15 protein-coding genes are annotated in these 18,709 nt (G+C 36.5%); 7 read left to right on the forward strand and 8 right to left on the reverse strand.

Features of this window, described 5'->3' with window-relative positions; translation table 11 throughout:
* Positions 1–51 precede the first annotated feature (51 nt).
* From IEV69_RS10275 to IEV69_RS10295, 6 genes are all read left to right on the forward strand, one after another.
* On the forward strand, positions 52–1,056 hold the full coding sequence (locus IEV69_RS10275; RefSeq protein WP_188442147.1) for an ester cyclase: 1,005 nt from the start codon (positions 52–54) through the stop codon (positions 1,054–1,056).
* Positions 1,057–1,202: 146 nt separating this feature from the next.
* The gene (locus IEV69_RS13905) at positions 1,203–1,340 is read left to right on the forward strand and encodes a hypothetical protein (protein WP_229741427.1); all 138 of its coding nucleotides are present in this window, start codon (positions 1,203–1,205) and stop codon (positions 1,338–1,340) included.
* A 9-nt stretch (positions 1,341–1,349) separates the two neighbouring features.
* Positions 1,350–2,492: an alpha/beta hydrolase-fold protein gene (locus tag IEV69_RS10280; RefSeq protein WP_229741428.1), complete on the forward strand. Its 1,143-nt coding sequence runs from the start codon at positions 1,350–1,352 to the stop codon at positions 2,490–2,492.
* A gap of 153 nt (positions 2,493–2,645) precedes the next feature.
* Positions 2,646–3,167: a hypothetical protein gene (locus IEV69_RS10285; RefSeq protein ID WP_188442149.1), complete on the forward strand. Its 522-nt coding sequence runs from the start codon at positions 2,646–2,648 to the stop codon at positions 3,165–3,167.
* Positions 3,167–4,027 carry a tetratricopeptide repeat protein gene (locus tag IEV69_RS10290; protein ID WP_188442151.1) on the forward strand — a complete coding sequence of 287 codons (861 nt, stop codon included), beginning with the start codon at positions 3,167–3,169 and terminating at the stop codon, positions 4,025–4,027. Before IEV69_RS10285 ends, IEV69_RS10290 begins: the two co-directional genes overlap by 1 nt.
* A gap of 784 nt (positions 4,028–4,811) precedes the next feature.
* A complete protein-coding gene (locus IEV69_RS10295; protein WP_188442153.1) occupies positions 4,812–5,345 on the forward strand; it encodes a hypothetical protein in 534 nt (177 codons plus the stop codon).
* A gap of 375 nt (positions 5,346–5,720) precedes the next feature.
* Here the strand turns inward: IEV69_RS10295 and IEV69_RS10300 are convergent, their stop codons facing one another.
* Together IEV69_RS10300 and IEV69_RS10305 are read right to left on the reverse strand one after the other, a co-directional pair.
* On the reverse strand, positions 5,721–6,119 hold the full coding sequence (locus tag IEV69_RS10300) for a hypothetical protein (RefSeq protein WP_188442155.1): 399 nt from the start codon (positions 6,117–6,119) through the stop codon (positions 5,721–5,723).
* A 710-nt stretch (positions 6,120–6,829) separates the two neighbouring features.
* Positions 6,830–7,048: a hypothetical protein gene (locus IEV69_RS10305; RefSeq protein WP_188442157.1), complete on the reverse strand. Its 219-nt coding sequence runs from the start codon at positions 7,046–7,048 to the stop codon at positions 6,830–6,832.
* A gap of 415 nt (positions 7,049–7,463) precedes the next feature.
* Between IEV69_RS10305 and IEV69_RS10310 the strand changes: the two genes are divergently transcribed.
* Positions 7,464–8,993 (forward strand): SulP family inorganic anion transporter, encoded by a 1,530-nt coding sequence (locus IEV69_RS10310; RefSeq protein ID WP_188442159.1) that lies wholly within the window; start codon positions 7,464–7,466, stop codon positions 8,991–8,993.
* Positions 8,994–9,356: 363 nt separating this feature from the next.
* Here IEV69_RS10310 and IEV69_RS10315 read toward each other — a convergent pair whose 3' ends face one another.
* The 6 genes from IEV69_RS10315 to IEV69_RS10340 form a co-directional block, all read right to left on the reverse strand.
* On the reverse strand, positions 9,357–9,842 hold the full coding sequence (locus IEV69_RS10315; protein ID WP_188442161.1) for a DinB family protein: 486 nt from the start codon (positions 9,840–9,842) through the stop codon (positions 9,357–9,359).
* 7 nt (positions 9,843–9,849) lie between these two features.
* Positions 9,850–10,767 carry a carbon-nitrogen hydrolase family protein gene (locus tag IEV69_RS10320; RefSeq protein ID WP_188442163.1) on the reverse strand — a complete coding sequence of 306 codons (918 nt, stop codon included), beginning with the start codon at positions 10,765–10,767 and terminating at the stop codon, positions 9,850–9,852.
* A gap of 156 nt (positions 10,768–10,923) precedes the next feature.
* Positions 10,924–11,988: a ligand-binding sensor domain-containing protein gene (locus IEV69_RS10325; protein WP_188442165.1), complete on the reverse strand. Its 1,065-nt coding sequence runs from the start codon at positions 11,986–11,988 to the stop codon at positions 10,924–10,926.
* 179 nt (positions 11,989–12,167) lie between these two features.
* The gene (locus IEV69_RS10330) at positions 12,168–13,595 is read right to left on the reverse strand and encodes a T9SS type A sorting domain-containing protein (protein WP_188442167.1); all 1,428 of its coding nucleotides are present in this window, start codon (positions 13,593–13,595) and stop codon (positions 12,168–12,170) included.
* 186 nt (positions 13,596–13,781) lie between these two features.
* Positions 13,782–14,858 carry a ligand-binding sensor domain-containing protein gene (locus IEV69_RS10335; RefSeq protein ID WP_188442169.1) on the reverse strand — a complete coding sequence of 359 codons (1,077 nt, stop codon included), beginning with the start codon at positions 14,856–14,858 and terminating at the stop codon, positions 13,782–13,784.
* Between the two features lie 658 nt (positions 14,859–15,516).
* On the reverse strand, positions 15,517–18,600 hold the full coding sequence (locus IEV69_RS10340) for an efflux RND transporter permease subunit (RefSeq protein ID WP_188442171.1): 3,084 nt from the start codon (positions 18,598–18,600) through the stop codon (positions 15,517–15,519).
* Positions 18,601–18,709 lie beyond the last annotated feature (109 nt).

An 18,709-nucleotide genomic window follows, 5' to 3' on the forward strand; every position in this document is an offset into this window, starting at 1 on the left:
TTGTTATGATTGGGATGATGACTCCTTTATTTTTTAAATATCCTATTGTTTATGTCACTTATAGGATATGTAAACAACTTAGATTTAATTATTGAAAGTACATTCAAAATGGAAAGAGCAATTAGTATAAGAACATCAGTCATCGCATTCACCTTAATCATCCTTGCTTTTGGTTGTGATGAAGCATCAAACAAAAAAGTAGCGCAAGAAGGAAAAACCGAAACCATTGCTTCTTCTACAAAAGAGCAACAATGGACGCAAGACCAAGCAGATGTAAAAGCTATGATTGAGCATTTCCTGATAGTAGCGGGCAATTATGACCTCGATGCCATGGATGCTATGATTTTGGATAAAGCAAACGTTGGAAGCATCAGACTCATTGACGGAGCGTGGAAAACTTCTACAATAACCATTGCAGAATACTTTGAAAAAAGCAGCAACAATGAGTTGAAACCCTATTTTGAACCGGTAAGAGATTGGGACATTAAAATCAGTAAGGGACAACTCGCATTTGTAGAAGCCGATGCCATATTGCACAGTTATGGGGTTCCGCGAAGAAACAATGTTGACTTTTTTACGCTTATCAAAGAGGAGGGCGACTGGAAGATTTTTAATGTTACGTTTACCTCTACTGCATTGCCCGATGACGAAAAAAAACTCAATATGGAAACTTTCGCCAGAAGCTATGCACAAGTCTGGAGCGGCGTGCGTCCCGAGTTTGTTGCTATGTTCTTTGAAGAAAATGGAGTATTGCAAGTGAACGAAAGCAAACCTGCAGAGGGAAGAGCACAAATTGCAGAAGTGGCACAAGGCTTCATGCGCGACCTTCCTGATATGGTAGTGAGGTATGACAGTCTTGTAACTAAACCAACGGGAACTGAATTTCATTGGACACTAACGGCCACACATTCCGGCCCTGCAGGCACAGGCAACAAAGTAGAAGTAAGTGGATATGAGCTATGGCAAATGGGTGACAACAACCGCATCTTAAAATCCCAGGGACATTTCCCAACCGAGGAGTACAATCGCCAACTGGGAATTGAAATAGAAAATTAAATACGACCACTTACAGTGTATCTTACTAAAAATGAGCAGGGGAGTAGTGATGTTTGGGTTTGTAACCAGATTGAATATTCACGCAAACAACTAGGTTTGTGCTTCGAAATCTCCTACTTTTCATATACTTAACCTTAGGTTCCACTATGAAAACTAAAATAAGAATGATTAAAGACACTACAATGACCAATAGATTAAAGATAGTCTTGGCAATAGGGTTTATTATGTTGTTTCAACAATTTGTAACAGCACAGGAACACCAAAAGCAACAGTTTTTACAATAAGTTGGTGTTTTGGATAGTCTCTATTCCAACATACTGAACGAGTCAAGAAAGATCTATATTCAATTACCCGACAGCTATAACCCTGAGAAAAATCAAAAATATCCTGTAGTTTTTATTTTAGATGGAGAGCTATTTCTTCCAACACTTAGCGATGTGCATTCATATTATAGTGGCGGTTTTATGCCCGAAATGGTACTGGTGGGCATCTCTAATGATAAAAACAGGCTAAGAGACTTAACCACTTCAACCATAACCACTAATTATGGGATGCCTTTTAATGAAAAAAATGGGGAAGCTCATCATTTTAGAAAATTTATCGAAACAGAACTGATCCCTTTTATTGAAAAAAAGTACCCGATTACTAATTATAGAACCTTAATCGGTCATTCTTATGGAGGCTTGTTTACTATTTCCACGTTAATCCATCAACCCGGTTTATTTGCGAATTATTTAGCCATTGACCCAAGTCTGGACTGGGATGACCAAAAACTATTAAAAGACGCACAAGAATTATTTGCTACCCGTACTTATGAAAACAAGGCTTTATTTATCTCATTAAGTGGGCAATTGCACATGCAGAACTCTCAAATAACGATTGACAATGTAATGCAAGACACTTCAGATTTTACCTTGTTCGCCCGTTCAAACATTGCCTTTTCAAACACGGTAAAGCAAAATGCTAAAAACGGTTTGACTTTTGAATGGAAATTTTACCCCAAAGATCTCCATGGCACAATTCCTTTTCCATCTATGATGGACGGTTTAATTTCACTTTTTGAATGGTATCAAATGGAAAACACAGATCAAATAAATTCATTTGACACCCCAAAAGAAGAGCTTTTGAGCATAATCAAATACAGAGAAGAGAAGCTCAAAGAACACTTTGGATATTTTGAACCACCTTACCCTGAAGAACTTTTAAATATGTCAGGTTATATGAATATGGATATGCAACAACCGGCAAAGGCGAAAATGTACTTTGAACTTGCGATGGAGTATTATCCTGAAAGCGCAAATGCTTATGACTCTATGGCCGACTATTATGAAGCACAAGGTGACTACCCTAATGCCATTAAATATGTAACGAAAGCTTTTGAATTAAATGGCAATGATTTCTACAAAAAAAGAATCGAAGCACTTAAAAGAAAATAACTGAGGCTAATTTTTATAAAATATATGGCAGTTGATGTAGTTACTATCAAGATGAGTGCCCTGCTCAAGTTGAGTAGCGCTTTGACAGGAAAGTACCATTCAAACAGCCACTACTTGACCAATTTACCGTTGTAAGCCATTTGAACAAAACCTATGAGAAAATCGCTTTTAAACATATCAATACTCATTTCAATGCTTTATAGCTGTCAAACAGAAAAAAAATCCGGCGAAAAAGGCGACTATTTGCGTTGGGTTGGAGACATTGAGCAAAATGATCAAATCGACCCACCGGAGTTTAAAATTTGTAATGGAGATGACAATATTTTTCAGTATTTTAATATAGGAGAAGGGCCGGTTTATCATGGAGAAAAATCAAAAATCGTACACACCTTCCACTCAAAATACAACCCCATAACAGGCAACAATGAAAACGGATTCATTCGAATACGGTTTGTTGTAAACTGTGAGGGAACAGCCGGCAGGTTCAGGGTTTTACAATCAGATGACACCTATCAGGAAACTGAATTTGATCAAGCAATCGTTTCTCAACTTTTAAACATCACGAAAGGGTTTGAAAATTGGGAAGTCCTTAAAATAAATGAAACAGTTGTTGATTATTATATGTATTTAATTTTCAAAATAGCAGACGGACAATTAATAGAAATTTTACCTTGATGAAGCATATTTTCATACTAGCAGTGTTTTTATCATCTTCTATGGCTTTCACACAAAATTGCGAGGCTTACAAATATTATGGAGATACCTTAAAATACAAAGCGTGCAACAAAGCAAAAGAAGCGGCAGGGCACTATCAATTCAGTAAAGAATACCAAATAGCTTTGGATGAATCATTAGAAATTGACCCCACTTTTGACCACGCATATTTTGCAAAATCTATTGCTTATTTAAAAAGCGGGGATTTTGTGACCTGGAAAAGACTCATCGATCAGGCCGTTCAATACAATCCAAAAGAACACCTGGGGTATAGAGGTTGGTGTCGCTATCAATTTTTTAGAGATTACAAAGGCGCAATCAGAGACATTGAAAAGCTGGATCGTTTAGTAGACTACGATATAGGGCAGTCTCAAAATGGAACCTATCATTTGAATATTGCTAAAGGCTTATGTTATAAAGCAATTGGAGAAAAAGACAAAGCCATAGAAATCATAGAAAAACAAATCAAACTCAACGAAGAAGAGAATTTTGTTGGAGCTTATGACTATGTACATCTTGGGGTGCTCTATTTAGAAACCGGAAAATTTGAAAAAGCCATAGAGACGTTCAAGAAACAAACGCACTATAATGAATTGGCTGAAAATCAATATTATTTAGCGTTAACGCATCAAAAGCTGGGAAACAAAAATGAGTCCCTAGCTTGTCTAAAAAAAGCAAAGGAGCTTTATATTGGTAAAAGAAGAATGTTTGACACCTATTCAAACCCTATGGACAAAATATATTTAGAGGATATTGAAAATAAATTAAAAACGCCTTTCAACCCTCCCGATGGCAGGAGTCCTGCAGTCCTAAGTCAATAAATTAGCTGTAAGCTCTAAGCTTTAGGCAGTATGCTATAAGCATAAACAAAGCTTTGTACTTCTAACTTCATTTTGTCTCTTTTCTCTTCTCTCTTTTCTCTTTTCTCTATTCTAAACCCCGTCTTACGTCCTAAGTCCTGCTGTCCTAAGTCAATAAATTAGCTCTAAGCTTTAGGCAGTAGGCTATAAGCATAAACAAAGCTTTGTACTTCTAACTTCATTCTGTCTCTTTTCTCTTCTCTATTTTCTCTATTCTATACCCCCGTCCTACGTCTTACGTCCTGCAGTCCTATGTCTTAATACTTAATACTTTATACTTAATACTATTTTTATTAGTCTCTTTTCTCTTCTCTATTTTCTCTATTCTAAGACCCCGTCCTAAGTCAATAAATTAGCTGTAAGCTCTAAGCTTTAGGCAGTAAGCGGTAAGTCATAAAAAATCTTTGTACTTCTAACTTCTAACTTCATTTTGTCTCTTTTCTCTTCTCTATTTTCTCTCTTCTAAACCAAGGGTGAGCGACACTTTATCCCTTTTTTCTCAACATTGGACGAAAACTTGAACACCCTTTTTTAATTTTCCCTATTTTTAATAAAGAATGACAGAGTGATGTTGGGTTATTTTTCATCATTCTGTTTTTTCTAGCCTACTCCTCAAAACTCATCCACCTATACTGTAGCTTCCCGAAGCGGGTAAGTTCTTTTATATATACGGATTTATTAACCAGTTATATTTTTATTAACCAATTCTAAATTTTGTTTTATTATGAAAAAAGTGATGAGTATTTTGAGCAGGCTTGGCCTTCTGGCTTTAGCAACAGGTTTTATGGTCGTGTTTTCCGGCTGTCAAAAAGAGGATATAGATGTCCAAAGTGAAAGTTTGGTAATCAAGTCTTCCGCAACAATGACCATGGCCAGTGGTCAGGGAACTTTAGTTCTCGAAGACACCCCGATTAGCGGGGAGGGTTTTCGGCATTTTACTTTCCAGGCTAGGGTAAAACCGAACGGAAGCGTAGATGGTAGCGGTATCCTTACCCATATTGGTGGTGTCCGAAATGCAAGTTTTGATATTGACTGCTTATCAGTCAACGAAAATCATGCTATTTTGTCGGGTGTTATCACCCGGGATAACCAGTTTCCCTCAAATGAAGGAGGACTTATCTGGTTTGAAGTATTTGATAACGGGGAAGGCGCCAATGCAGATCCTGATCAAATATCAGTAGCGTACTTGGGAACAAATCCTGCAACCTACAACTGTGCCAACGATTTTGATGTCCCGAGCTATGAGATATTAGGAGGCAATATACAGGTGAGAGAATAACAAACTTAAAACTTGAGAAAAAAACCCGTCGTAATGATGGGTTTTTTTATCGCTTTAACTAAAAACAGACTGTTGCTGGGGTATAAAATCCGGCTAAAAATTGAAGGTAAGTCATAAAAAATCTTTGTACTTCTAACTTCAAAACTTCATTTTGTCTCTTTTCTCTTCTCTATTTTCTCTCTTCTAAACCCCCGGTGTCAAGAATGTCAAATGTTGCTGGATCGTCGCTTTCACATTGAAAAGCCGTTAAACATGGAAATAACATTAGTAAAAAAAGATGTTTTTTCATAGCACTTATTTTTATAATAAAAATAAAATTTAAACTGGTATTACTTGTGAATTCTCTGTTATTAAAATGTTATATACAAATGATGCTTACTCAATATCTTTAGTTTTTATTTCATATTTGTACTTAAATACTCTTTTCATAGGTTCACTACCAATCCAATCATCATTGACATTGTAGATGTTCTTTCCAGGACTATTCTCTTTATAAATTTTCAGAATCGCTTGGGAAGAATTTCGAACAACTACAGAATCATAGTCTGTCAGTGATGGTTGCAAGAAGGTATTGCCAACATCGAAGACCTCTTGAAAAAGTGCAGATTCATTTGGTTGAATCTGAAGTGATTTGTTTAAAGATTCATCGAATGAAATAAAATCAATTTTAAGTTCTTGAGTGGTCAGGTTTTCAATATTTGCCTCCATATCAGATACAGGATCACAACTCACAAACAAAAATATCATAATAGTAATGGACAAATGATTTTTCATACTGTTTTGTTTTTTTACGTGAAGATGAAAAAAACTCGAAAAGGTTGCGTCAAAATGAAGCACAACATTAGTTTATAAGAACATCAGTTTCTTATTGTTGATATATTCCATTTCTGTTTAATTCAACAATACCATTTTATAGATGATATACACCCATAAAGGCGTATATACAAATAGTATTTTATTTAGTGGGGATATTGCCGGTTATATTGATGTCAAGTTGACCGGCACCACCAAATATATAAAAAAATGTTAAAACCCCTTTTAATAGATAAGAGAATAAAGAAAATAGAGAAGAGACCACGCCCGTGAATACAATACATAACACGCGATGCAATCGCTCGGGAGCGAAGGACACTCTGTTCCTATTTAGGGGCGAAGCCGTCTACTCGATTGGGCTTTCGTACTTTTTAATTAATGTCCTTTTTTAACTTGTCAGGATTTTGTCTTGTGTCAAAGATTGTAATTATTTCTATTTCTTTTCGTTCGGCTATTATTCTGTAGAAAAATGTCGTTTGCTTTGTTACAACACATTTGTAAAGATTATTAAATTCCGATGATTTTGGACAACTATCAGGTTGATTTGATATTTGTTTTATCATTTAGTTTAGAAAGAAACTTGTCACGAGTTTTTAAGTTCCACTCTTCTAGTAAATATTGGGATAGCTTTAGAAGTTTTGATTCAGCAAGTTCGGATAAGAATACTTTCATTAAGAAATTTTCTTTAGGAATGACTCGTAGGAAACCCTTTTGCCTTTATCCAATTCCTCAATGCCTTGCTTTATTTCAGATTGCTCTGGCAAAGTCAATTCGTCCCAAAAATCAACTTTCTCTTTTTTTACAAAGTCAGCTACCTTCTGGATGAAATCAGTATTTTCAGTCTCCAAAATCGTTTTGAGCAGTTCAAGTTTTGTTGTTCGAATATCCATTATAAAAATTCTTTTAATCAAATGTACAAAAAATATGATTCAGTTCCATTTTTTGTCAGTATGAAGCCCAACGTTTAGTATATGAAAAGTAGGCGATTTCGAAGCACTAAACTTTCAGTTAAGCACAAAGTTTGATACGAGCCAAAACCTTTGATTTTACTATTGTTTCGCCTATTTTTTATATACATTGTTACCCACTGGCTTTTTTCTTTTTTTAAGTCAGATTTTTTATTACTTTTGCAACTTCAAAAAATGACGAGTACAAATATAGCATATAATTTTCTCCTGCCTGCGGTAACTCCGCCCTGAATTGCTGTATTCAATCAATTCCTTGTTCTCTTTAGAACAGTCTCAATAGTCAATTTTAATACAAACACATTTAAACAAATGGATGTCCATTTGTAACAGAAAAATTATGAAGAAATATTTAAACTTATTCGATTTTAAACAAAAAGTAGATTATAAAACAGAAGTCTTATCAGGTCTTACAGTTGCTCTAGCTCTTATACCTGAAGCTGTAGCTTTTGCCTTAATTGCGGGCTTGTCTCCATTGACAGGTCTTTATGCAGCATTTGTAGTAGGTTTGGTTACATCTATTTTAGGTGGTCGACCTGGAATGATATCAGGTGCTACTGGTGCAGTTGCTGTTGTCATTGTCGCTTTGGCAATTTCTCACGGTCCTGAATATATTTTTGCCACAGTTGTTTTGGCAGGTATTATTCAAATGTTAGCTGGATTCTTAAGGTTAGGAAAATTGATGCGATTAGTGCCACATCCTGTTATTTTCGGATTTGTTAATGGTTTGGCTATTATCATATTTATGTCACAGCTTGACCAATTTAAAGATTCATCTGGAAATTGGCTATCAGGTCAAGCTTTATACACTATTCTTGGTTTAGTAGTTTTAACAATGTTGATTATATGGGGGTTACCTAAACTAACAAAAGCAATACCTGCATCCTTAATCGCAATTTTAGCCGTTTTTGGAATTGTTGTTGCTTTTGGAATTGACACAAAAACTGTTGGCGATATTGCTTCAATCCAAGGTGGTTTTCCACCCTTTCATATTCCTAATGTGCCGTTAAATTTTGAAACCTTGGCATTAATATTTCCTTATGCTGCAATTATGGCTGGTGTTGGTTTAATTGAAAGTTTGTTAACATTGAATATTATTGATGAAATTACAGAAACTCGTGGAAGAGGAAACAAGGAAGCCGTTGCTCAAGGTGCTGCAAATATCTTATCAGGTGTTTTCTCTGGAATGGGTGGTTGTGCTATGTTGGGTCAAAGTCTAATCAATATTTCTTCCGGTGCAAGAGCGAGGCTTTCTGGAATTGTTGCTGCTGTGGCACTATTAATTTTCGTAATGTTTGGAGCAGGTTTGATTGAACAACTACCGATGGCAGCTTTAACGGGATTGATGATGATGGTGGCAATAGGAACTTTTGAATGGGCAAGTATAAAAACTTTTAATAAAATGCCAAAATCCGACATCTTCGTTATGGTTGTTGTTACGCTGGTTACTGTAGTCCTGCACAATTTGGCTTTAGCAGTTATTGTCGGTGTTATTATTGCAGCTTTAGTTTTTGCTTGGGATAATGCGAAGCGTATTCGTGCAAGAAAGTCCGTTGATGAGCACGGAATAAAACATTATGAAATATACGGTCCATTATTTTTCGGTTCTGTAACTGCGTTTAATGAAAAGTTTGATATTCTAAACGACCCTGATGAAGTTATCATTGATTTTAAAGAAAGTCGGGTTGTTGATATGTCAGCAATAGAAGCACTAAACAAAATAACAGAACGCTATTTAAAAGTCGGGAAAAAAGTCCATTTGCGTCATTTGAGTACTGACTGTCAAAAGTTACTCCAAAATGCCGATAGAATCATTGATGTCAATGTCATAGAAGACCCAACTTATAAAGTCGCAGTCGATAAGGTTTAATGTTGACGGTCGTTTTTTTCCGCTTGTGGGTAACATTAGTATATAAGAAATAACAGGGTACTTATTACTGACATATTAATTCAAGTCAATTTTTTAATAGCTGATATACACCTATTTAAGGGTATATATAAATGTTTTTTAATTGTGGGGATAATACCGGTTGTGTTGTTATCAAGTTGACCGGCACCACCAAATATATAAAAAAATGTTAAAACCCCTTTTAATAGATAAGAGAATAAAGAAAATAGAGAAGAGACGCCCGTGAATACAATACATAACACGCGATGCAATCGCCCGGGAGCGAAGGACACTCTGTTCCTATTTAGGGGCGAAGCCGTCTACTCGATTATAGGCATTTTTTTATTATAGAGATGCTTTAATTTTGCCTAAGTGATGAAAACTGTGTCGAAGAGCATGATCCTCAATAAAAAACTGAGCAGTTAAAGGAGCATCATGATACAATGATACTGGAGCAGAATTATCTAATTCCTCATCCGTAAATTCCCTTATTGCATTGGCAGCATTTTCACTATTGGTTCTCAGTAAATCCAATGTTTTCTGTCTGTCAGCCTGTTCGTTTTCAGTGGCATGTTCAGCATTCATTTTATCAATTGCTTCTTTGGTAACTTCTGTAATTGGGTTTCCTTTGCCAAGAATTTTCGCTAACTCAACTTCTACAGGGTAGACGCTTGCTACATGATGAACAACGACACCGATGGATCTACCATCTCCTAAAACAGGTGTATCCCATTCTGAATCTGATAATCCTTCTGCGAATTTGGCAAGTTTCATAGCCCCTAAAATTAGACGATCAGCGAGTGCGTTAGCACGGTTGTTTGAATTAGACATCGTATATTTATTTAGTTGGTTTTATTGAAAAATTAAAAACATCTGGTCGAGAATAGTGTCCCACAACATCGAACATTCGTTTAGCTTCCGTAATCGTGTTTAAGTCTATTTCTGCGTATAGAATGCCTTCTTCAGCTTCTAGTGGACCTGCAATAATTTGACCTTTTGGATCAATGATACAGCTATTTCCAGTATTGACCCATTCTCTTCCTTCGGGATAAAGAGTTTTGAAATTATATTCTTTCGGGATATCGTCCATTCGAAGCGCCATGCAAGTGCTGATTACAAAAAGGCCTCCTTCACGAGCAATGTGTTGCATTGATTGTAACCAATTTGGACTTTTATCCCATGTTGGTGCAGCCAGAATCTGTGCACCAGTTTCATAAACAGCATTTCTTGCTAACGGCATGTAGTTTTCCCAGCAGATCAAACCGGCTACTTTACCTGCAGTCGTATCGTAAGAATGAAACGTTGAGCCATCTCCTTGTGCCCAGATAAGACGTTCTCCACCTGTGGGTATTAGTTTACGGTGTTTTCCTGTTATTACACCTTCCTGATTAATGAAGAGCAGGCTATTAAATAAACTTGTTCCACTTGTTTCTGAATTCCGTTCATGCATTCCCATAACAACACTTATTCCTGCTTGTCTTGCTGCATGACAGAGTTTTTTTGTTGAATCATCCGGAACAGAAATAGCATTATCCACTAATTTCACATATAATTCATTTAACTCTGCTCCTTTACTGTTTGGGATTAACCATACCCAATCAGGATAACCTGAAATGAAAGCTTCGGGGAATACGATCAGCTTGGCTTCCTTTTCTCCAGCTTCCAAAATTGCATTACATGCTTTTTCTATTGTTCTTTCTTTGTCCAGAAAAACAGGGGTTAGTTGGGCTGATGCTATTCTAAAAATTTTAGACATAATCTTTTCTTTTTAATTGCCTACGTCCCGTATAAAAACAGTGCTTGCTAGCAAGCTTGATTGTCCGCAGGACAATCCGCTAAGCAAGCGAGCAGGAAATTTCGATTTGAGACTGTGTTAAGCATAGTTTTTATATACATTATTAGCTGTTGCCTTTTATTTATTCCTTCTTGTCATATCAGTAACTACTTCTCCGTCATATTTCCAAAATCCATTTGTTCCACCAAACCAAATGTTGTCTTCTTTATCTCCGACTATAAAGACTATCCGTTCGTAAGTAACATTTTTATCATCAACAAATCGAGTAAATTCCTTTCCGTTATAGATACAAAATCCTTGCATTCCACCAACCCATAAATTACCTTGGGTGTCTTCATAAATTGCTCTGACATTTTTGGTGCAAAGTCCGTCTTTCTCTGTAAAGGTTTGAAATGAATTACCGTTAAAGGATGTCAGGCCACTTTCTCTATTACCATTGAAACCAAACCAAATAATTCCCTTACTGTCAACAATAATTGTTCTTACTTGGTCGTCACTTAATCCATCTTTCGGCATATATTGAGTAAAGGTTTTTCCGTCAAATTTGTGAACTCCACCGTGAGACATTGAGGCGAACCATAAGTTTCCGTAATTATCTTCTGTAATTCTTTGAATAACGTTGTGATAAAGTCGATCAGGCATAGTATCGCCAATTTCTGATAAGTGGTTCGTGAATGATTTGCCATCGTAACGATATGCTCCGGCACCATTTGTTCCTATCCAATACATTCCATTTTTATCTTGAACAATAGATTGTACTTCATTTGGATTGACCATCGGATATGATTTTTTAAGCCAATCGGTTGAGATTTTATATTCTGGAATTTTTAAGTGCGTAAACTTTGTTCCATTAAAAATGGAAATTCCGTTTGCTGTTCCAAACCATAAATCGCCATTATCAACTTGATAAATACAAGATATTTTATTGTTAGAAAGCCCGTCTTTTTCTGTAAAATGAACAAAATTTGAACCGTCAAATTTATAAACACCATCGTTGGTAGTTCCAAACCAAAGATTGTCGTCTTTATCTAAAAAACCGCAATAAACATTTCCATTTGGGTTTTCTATTTTTCCTGTCGTTATATTATCTTCAATTTTCTTTTGCTTGACCTGTCCATTACAAGAAGACAAAATACATATCAAGCCTACAAGTGTAAAATATTTTGGTAAGATTAATTTCATATGCTTCCCTATTGGTTTTTGGTTTGTTTAGGTTACAGCTAACGGTTCACGGCTATGAGCTGTGGCGTGGTTTGAGCAACTAATGTAGCAAACAAAACCCAGACCTGAGGAAAATCCGAGAGGATTTTCGTGAGTAGGCTTTAACTAGCAATTGTTTATGGGCGGTGTTGGCAAATCGTTTATTTTTTTAGTATCTTTTCAATTATAGAGCCACCATTAGTGTTTAACTTAAGAAAGTACAATCCTTTTGGTAGTTTATTAAGATTTAGTTTAAGCTTAGTTGTATTTGAATAGTTAAACTTCATAATCTCTTGACCTAATGTGTTTAAGACTTCAATGTTCAGGTTCTCAAAAGCTTTGTTTAAATTAATAAATAAATAATCAGAAACTGGATTTGGATATATTTCAAAAGAATCCTCATCATACTCTTTAATGTTTAATGGTTGACAAAAATCATAGGTGTCAAATTCATTGAAATAATTGTCAATATAGTTAGGCAAACCTAATCGAGAATCTTGTCCATTCAATGATAATCCATCCAAAATGAAATCACAGTTTTGACCCAATAGATTGGGATTGTTAATAACACCTAAAAATGCTTCATTCCATCTTGCAAGATAAATTTTACCATCAGGAGCTATTTGTAAACTCCCAAATGGATTTGTAACAGCTCCTGAACCTGGAAAAGTTTCGGTGAAAACAGTAAATTGGGATTGAGGTATATCTGTACTTTCTAAATTATATTGATACAGTCTATTAAATGCTCCATCTGTTTGTATATTATATAAAGTTGATATGTATAACTTTGAACTATTAGGAGAAAAAGAAATGCCGTATTGGGTTTCATTTGTAGCTGTATTGCGAGGAAGAGTAGAATGAAAAAATAGTTCTCCGGTTAGGTTATTAAACGTAAATAATTTAGAGTCGCCTCCGCTACTAGAATTACTATTAGTGTATGCCAGCCAATTTCCATCAGGTGAAAATTTCATTAGTTCACAGCAGGTGGCAAATATTGAATGATTTATTGGTGTTATTTCCGGAGTAGATATTCCAGTATTTGTTATTAAATAATTATAAAATGAAGTTGAAGAAATATTCATAGTTAGCAACCAAATTCCAGTTTTATCAGCATTATAGGTCGCTGCCATTCTTTCTGAAGCGTTATTATGCAGTAAGGTGTTTTTGGTAGCTGATTTGATATCTCCTAAACCTCCATTTAGATTTGTATCAAATTCGGAATACCGAAGCCCATTAACGCCACCTTCAAAATCAGAATAAATAATAAAATAATTAGTTTCTGTTTGTGGAATTATAAGAATCTGACTTGTGGAGATATGTCCTAAAAGGCCCTCTCCGTTAGGAGTGATAGTATGAGTAGAATCCCATACATTTATTCCATTTGTATAGAATAGTAAATTTCCTGCACAATCTGAAATAGATGCACTAGCTTCAAATCCGTCCATTGAGCTATTTAATAGAATTGAAGGAACTCCAGTTGAAAAGTCTATTCCTACTTGTTCACCAAAATACCAAATATCGGCTCTACCTTGACTAAACATTATTTGTGTAAAAAACAGAGGAATAAAATAGAGTAAAGTTTTCTTCATTATTTTAAATGTGGTTTTAAGTAAAAAGTCTCAAAAATGTCATGCCAACGGTCTCAACTATGGCTAGTGCAGGATTTTAAAGTACTTTTTTTTCCGTTTAGCAGTTAGTTTGTTTAATTTAATTGCTTTCATATCAGCATTTTTACCCGCATTATGTATAGCCATTGATGTGCGTTTGCATTTCTTTTACCAAGGGCCATTCTTGGTTACATTCATAAAGATACCGTTTTCTAATCTAAAAGCACCACCAAATCCAACGAACCAAAGCCTGTTGGCTTGGTCTTTAAATAGTTGAAAAACTACCGGGCCTTTATTATCTTCTGATGGTTGGAATTCTATGAGTTCATTGCCATCATACGTATACAAATAGTGTTGATTGGAAACAAACCATAGATTGCCGTCTTTGTCTTCTGCTATACTTCCTATCCCTTTTCCTGTTTCAATGTTCCCTTTTGTTATATTTTCAGCCTTATTCTCTGTTAAATGATAGAGTCCTTTTTTTGTTGACACCCATAATTCACCCTGTTTATCTTCGAATATTTCATTGACAAAGTTCGTTTCAATTCCTGCTTTCTCAGAAACATTTATAAGTGAATGATTGGCGTATGAAAACAGACCAGCATTTGAACTAAACCATAATGTGCCATTACTATCTTCAAATATACTATGCACCATTTTTGCACTTGAAATACCCCGGGTAGCATCTGCTTGTCCTTCGGGAAGTTCAAATGTTGTGAACTCCTGACCATCCAAAACACACACACCGGCTATAGTTCCAATCCAGATCCTGCCATTTTTATCAGCAGCAACAGACCACACATCATTGCTAATTAATCCGTCAGATTCATAATAATTTCTCACAGTATCTCCATCAATACTGCTTATTCCATCTGAATGTCCTAACCATATTTTACCATCCTTGCTTTCTGTAATTTCTTTTATTGTTACACCTTTTCCCGACTCACTAATGATTTTATCAATATGAATTAATGAGTCCCCAACAACTTTAAATGCTCCGTTTTGTGTTCCAAACCAAATAATCCCTTTGCTGTCTTGAAAAATGGTCCTTACAACTTGACTAATTTGATCATGAATAACTGAATGAAACAAAGAGCGTTCATTGTTGTAAGGATTTTGCTTATGCTCTTCTGGTTTTTTTTCTGAGTTTATAGATTGTTCTATCTCTATCTTGCTTTTTTGTTCACTACAAGTATTTAAAAAAAGCGACAGAGCTAGGGCAGTAAATAACTTAATTTTTATCATCAGCGGTTTTCAATCATATTTGAAGCACAATGGTCTCGGCTCGTATGTTTATACAATGTTTAATTTATTAAACATAAATATAGTAGTTTTCCATTTAATACTAAGCGCTAAAATAGAAGGGACAGAGAGTTTCCCGGCTAGATAGAATTAGTGATTAGTAAATAGTGATTAGTAATTAGGGGGGGGAGTGTTGTAAAAAAAACTGAACTTCCCTGATATAGGTTGACCAAATAAGTAAGTAGTGATTAGTGACTAGTAATTAGTGAACCCTTCGATAAACTCAGGGCAGGCAGGCTCAGGGTGACAGATTTGCCCTTCGGCAGGCTCAGGGTGACAGATTTGCCCTTCGGCAGGCTCAGGGTGACAGATTTGGAATTTGGTGCTTGGAATTTGGTACTTGGAATTTGGTACTTGGAATTTGGTACTTGGAATTTGGTACTTGGAATTTGGTGCTTTATACATCCCTAAATAACGTTGACCCAATTTGACAATATTTTATTATTATTTCTACTTTTAAAATTTAGTAGATGATGATGATTTTATGTTGATTCCGGGAAATTATAACTTTAGTTTTTTAGCACCTTGAATACTTATGGCAAGAATATCAATAGCTAAATATAATTTGAGCTGCTTCTTGCAGAAACAGCCCAAATATACTTTAATCATTATTTTTTGTCGCTAATTGATAGACACAAGGAATCACAATTAAATTCAAAATGGTTGCTGAAAGTAGTCCGCCAAGGATAACCACAGCCATTGGGCTTTGTATTTCACTACCGGGTTGTCCGCCTTTTAAAGCTAGCGGAATCAATGCCAAACCTGTGGTGAAAGCGGTCATTAAAATAGGGTTTAAACGGTCTAATGCTCCTAACTTAATGAGGTTGATTCCGCTTTTGCCTTCTTTTCTTAAGTCTTCATACCGAGACACCAACAGTATACCGTTTCGGGTGGCAATACCAAATAAACTGATAAAACCAATGGTTGCTGCAATGCTTACAATTCCTGAAGTAAAGTAGACTATCAAGATTCCACCTATCAAGGCCAACGGTAAATTAATCAAGACTATAAATGCCAGTTTTACGTTTTTAAATTCGTAAAACAACAACAGGAAAATAACGCCAATAGCCAAAAAAGCTGTAATCAATAAGAGTTGTGATGCTTTGGATTCGCTTTCAAACTGCCCGCCATATTGTATGCGATATCCATCGGGCAGGTTGATGGTGTTATTTATTACTTCTTTAATTTCGTTTACGGCACTGCGCAAATCTCTACCCTGAACATTGGCAGCCACTACAATTTTGCGTTGAACATCTTCCCGACTTATGGTGTTTGGACTGCTCACAGAAGCGATGGTTGCCAGTTCACCCAATACGGTTTGTCCGCCATTGGGTAAACTAATGAGTGTGTTTTTAAAGGTTTCGATATTATCACGAAACGGTTTTTCGTAACGAACTACCAATTCGAAATACTGTTGCCCTTCATAAATTTCACCCACTTCTTCACCTGCAAAGGCAATGTCTATTTGTGTCATCAAATCGCCTACAGTCATACCATAGGCTGCCAAAATTTGGCGTTTGGGTTGAATGCGAATTTGAGGCACTTCAATTTGTTGATCAACGGCAACGTCTGCCAGCCCGTCAATGGATTGAATGTTTTGCTCTACTTGTTTACCCAATTCAAACAAGCGTTGTAAATCTGAACCAAAAATCTTAATGGCAATGTTGGCACGTGTACCTGACAACATATGGTCTATGCGGTGTGCTATGGGTTGCCCCAGCGTGATGTTTACTCCCGGAACGATGCTTAACTTTGTGCGTACTTCTTCAAAAAATTCCTCTTTGGATGTATCTTCCAGGGTAAAAGGGACATCAATTTCTGCGGCATTTACCCCTTGGGCGTGCTCGTCTAACTCTGCACGGCCTTGTCTGCGGGTTACCACATCTACTTCGGGCATTTCTAGTAACAAGGTTTCTACTTGTTTTCCTGTTTTGTTGCTTTCTTCCAACGACATTCCCGGTGGGCCCACCACGCTTAAAACTAACGAACCTTCATTAAATTCAGGTAAAAAGCTTCTTCCCAATTGGGTTGCAAACGCCAAACTTAAAATAAAGACAAGAACGGTAATGCCAATGATGGTTTTTGGAATTTTAACGGCTTTATCCAAGGTACCGGCATACTGTTTTTGAAGCCATCGTTCTACTTGGGTGCCTTCGGCCTGTTTGTTAAGTAGTTTTTCATTGTTCAGTAAATAGGAACACAAAATGGGTGTTACGGTTATGGCCACGATCAAAGAGGTTAATACTGCTGTTACAAAAGCAATACCCAGTGGTTGCAGCAATCTGCCTTCCATACCGCTTAAAAAGAATAAAGGCACGAAAGATACAATGATGATGAGTGTCGCTATGATAATGGAACTACGAATTTCAATCGAAGCATCTCTAACCACTGTAATAACTGATTGCTGTTCGGCTTTTGGCAAGCGGTTGTTTTCGCGCAAGCGTTTATAGACATTTTCGACATCGATAATGGCATCATCTACCAAGGCACCAATAGCGATGGCCATACCACCTAAGCTCATCGTGTTTATGGTATATCCTAACCATTTCAAAATAATGATGGACACCAATAATGAAATGGGAATTGCCAATAGGGAAATCAGGGTTGTACGCCAATTCATCAGGAAAATAAAGAGGATAACCACTACAAAAAATGCACCTTCTAAAAGGGTTTCATTGAGATTGCTGATAGAGGCTTCAATAAAGTCTGCTTGCCTAAAGATGTGACTTTTGATTTCTACCCCTTTTGGCAAGGTGTTTTGTAAATCGGCAATGGCTTCATCCAATTGTTCGGTCAACCTTAGGGTGTTGACATCAGGTTGCTTTGAAATGGTTAAAATGACGGAAGGTTTCCCGTTTAAAGAACCATCACCAATTTTGTCTGAAGCACCTATTTGCACCGTTGCGACATCTTTTATTTTGATGGTTTGCCCGTTGATTTGTTTTACCACTGCTTCCTCTAAATCTTCCAAAGCATAGGCCCGACCGCTTCCTTTGATGATGTATTGGTTGCCGTATTGATTGACAACGCCACCCGGTGCATTGACATTGGCTTGCTTGACTTTTTCTACCAATTCAGAAAGACTCACGTTGTAATGTTTCATCTTTTCAGGGTTGGCAAATACTTGGTATTGTTTGTAGTCTCCACCTATGACTACCACATTGGCAATGCCGCCAATGGCTTTGATGCGTGGGCGAATGGTCCAGTCAGAAAGTGTTCTTAATTCCATTGGTGACAAACTATCTGAAGTCACGCCCAACAGCATTATCTCGCCCATAATGGATGAGATGGGTGCCATCGTGGGTGCACCTATACCTTCAGGCAGGTTTTCGCGTACCATTGGGATGCGTTCACTTACAATTTGGCGTGCCCGATAAATATCGGTTCCCCATTCGAATTCAACCCAAACTATGGAAATTCCCGCTGCCGACGATGAGCGAATACGCCTTACATTTGGCGAACCGTTTAAGGCAGTTTCTAGCTGATATGTGACCAGTTTTTCCACTTCTTCCGATTCCATTCCGTGGGCTTCGGTGAGAATAGTAACCGTGGGTGCCGTAAGGTCCGGAAATACATCCACGTTCATCGTTTTTGCATAATAGACACCCAACACACTTAGCACCACCGCTCCTAACAGGATAAGCAATCTGTTATGAAGAGCCAGATTTAATATTTTAGTTAACATTTTTTTTAATTTTTAATTTTTAATAGACCCCATATTCAACATTCAACATTCAAAATTCAACATTCAACATTCAAAATTCAAAATTCAAAATTCAACATTCAACATTCAA

The organism is Planktosalinus lacus, from assembly GCF_014640155.1.
Taxonomy (GTDB): domain Bacteria; phylum Bacteroidota; class Bacteroidia; order Flavobacteriales; family Flavobacteriaceae; genus Planktosalinus; species Planktosalinus lacus.

Coding starts and splice junctions, on each gene's coding strand:
- IEV69_RS10275 (WP_188442147.1), top strand. CDS start 52: ATGTCACTTATAGGATATGTAAACAACTTAGATTTAATTATTGAAAGT.
- IEV69_RS13905 (WP_229741427.1), top strand. CDS start 1,203: ATGAAAACTAAAATAAGAATGATTAAAGACACTACAATGACCAATAGA.
- IEV69_RS10285 (WP_188442149.1), top strand. CDS start 2,646: ATGAGAAAATCGCTTTTAAACATATCAATACTCATTTCAATGCTTTAT.
- IEV69_RS10290 (WP_188442151.1), top strand. CDS start 3,167: ATGAAGCATATTTTCATACTAGCAGTGTTTTTATCATCTTCTATGGCT.
- IEV69_RS10300 (WP_188442155.1), bottom strand. CDS start 6,119: ATGAAAAATCATTTGTCCATTACTATTATGATATTTTTGTTTGTGAGT.
- IEV69_RS10305 (WP_188442157.1), bottom strand. CDS start 7,048: ATGGATATTCGAACAACAAAACTTGAACTGCTCAAAACGATTTTGGAG.
- IEV69_RS10310 (WP_188442159.1), top strand. CDS start 7,464: ATGAAGAAATATTTAAACTTATTCGATTTTAAACAAAAAGTAGATTAT.
- IEV69_RS10315 (WP_188442161.1), bottom strand. CDS start 9,842: ATGTCTAATTCAAACAACCGTGCTAACGCACTCGCTGATCGTCTAATT.
- IEV69_RS10320 (WP_188442163.1), bottom strand. CDS start 10,767: ATGTCTAAAATTTTTAGAATAGCATCAGCCCAACTAACCCCTGTTTTT.
- IEV69_RS10325 (WP_188442165.1), bottom strand. CDS start 11,988: ATGAAATTAATCTTACCAAAATATTTTACACTTGTAGGCTTGATATGT.
- IEV69_RS10330 (WP_188442167.1), bottom strand. CDS start 13,595: ATGAAGAAAACTTTACTCTATTTTATTCCTCTGTTTTTTACACAAATA.
- IEV69_RS10335 (WP_188442169.1), bottom strand. CDS start 14,858: ATGATAAAAATTAAGTTATTTACTGCCCTAGCTCTGTCGCTTTTTTTA.
- IEV69_RS10340 (WP_188442171.1), bottom strand. CDS start 18,600: ATGTTAACTAAAATATTAAATCTGGCTCTTCATAACAGATTGCTTATC.